The sequence below is a fragment of the Photorhabdus hindustanensis genome (assembly GCF_002968995.1).
GTDB lineage: Bacteria > Pseudomonadota > Gammaproteobacteria > Enterobacterales > Enterobacteriaceae > Photorhabdus > Photorhabdus akhurstii.
In genome coordinates this window covers 1-1,509 of the sequence record NZ_PUWT01000187.1, presented here as the reverse complement: position 1 = coordinate 1,509, position 1,509 = coordinate 1, and the positions used below count along the sequence as shown (strand labels likewise).

The window sequence follows — 1,509 nt, the reverse complement described above, 5'->3', positions numbered from 1 at the left end:
GTAAACTCATCTCGGGATCGACCTGACCGCCCGATAGTATGGTTAATCTGCTTGTCTATCGCGGCTTTGAGTATGACAAAATTGGATCTTCCAAGATGCAAATGATCTAGGTCATGCCCTTCCGGGTTGACACCTCGTTCACCAAGAATTCGGCCAACCTCCGTTCTTACTCGCTGATCAAGACTTGCCCGCATCGCTTGACGCTGGCGAACTTTCGTAATTGGTACGGGATTCAGTCTCTCAAATTCTTGCCTAACCTGGTCGGATGAGTATCCGGCATCCCGAAGTAATTTCAGAGCTGCCAGAGCTTCGGGGTTATCCTGAATCAGAGGGATTTCCTGCAACTCGATGTCAGTTTGTCCCTCGACATTGAAACCACCAACACCATCTAACTCACGAGGTTGTGGTTCAACTTCGAGCTCATTCCCGGATGTAAAGTCCAACTCTTCCACTGGAAGCAACTGGTCAAAAAAAGCTTTGTCGGCTTCACTGTATTGCTGAAAATCCTCCCATCGACTTGCAACGTTAGCTCCCGCATGGAAGATCACAGTCCCGTGGTTAAGAGGATGTCCTGGTGAATTCTGTTCAATCACTCGCATGATTCGACCGACAAACTGAACAAAGGGTGACAAATTTGCAAAAACGGAAAACACAGCTGCAACGCTCAAAAAAGGATGGTCGAATCCTTCACCCAGCTTTCTGACTTGCACTATGACATCCAGTTGATGGGCCTCCAGTCTCTGAAGAACAAGCTGATTTGCTGCGCTATCCTCCCGCGAGTGCACATAGTCAGCGTTTTGTCCCCGAGCGCGGTATGCTTCAACTATTTGGCGGCAGTGTTCATAATTCAGCGCCGATGCAATGATCTTGAGGCGATCGTTGCCTGTCTCTTTTCTTCGTTGCTGCAATTCGCGGATTGAAGCATCGACGATAGTATTCAATGATTCGGCAGAAGTAACGATGCTGCGACGAAAATCAGCATCTGTTTCACCTAAGCGTCTGACTTCCTCTAAACTAACTTCAATTTCTTTTCCGTCTTCCCGACGTACATAACGCAGAGTTCTGGGATTCAGAACAACAGCTTTAAGCTGCTTAACATAGCCTTCCTTAATTGCCCGAAAAACAGGGAAAGTATAAAGCACTCGGCCAGCCATTATTTGCCCATCAGCCCGCAAAGGAGTTGCGCTGAAATTCACGATCCGTGCTGTCGGAAACTTTTCTTTTAATGTTGTCCAACTGGCCGCAACGCTATGATGCCCTTCATCAAAAACAATCAGGTCGAAAAAGTTGTCAGGAAGTCCCTGTAACCAACGATTCTCCTCTCCCTGCAATTGTTGAATGTTGGTAAGGACAACATCAGCCTCCTCAAGGTCAGTACGGTTGGTCGTCCGCCCACGGATTTCAGCGGGTTCTGGGTATGGACTACCAGAAAGAACTTTACATTTCTGGTAGAACATATCTGGCCTTGCCGGATCAAAGTCATCGTGAAGTTGACTGGCTATATTTAAT

At 47.4% G+C, this 1,509-nt stretch carries 1 protein-coding gene; it reads right to left on the bottom strand.

All coding sequences use genetic code 11. The annotated features are described in order from the left end of the window. On the bottom strand, window positions 1-1,509 hold a 1,509-nt coding region (locus C6H66_RS25200), incomplete at both ends, for a DEAD/DEAH box helicase (RefSeq protein WP_146111149.1).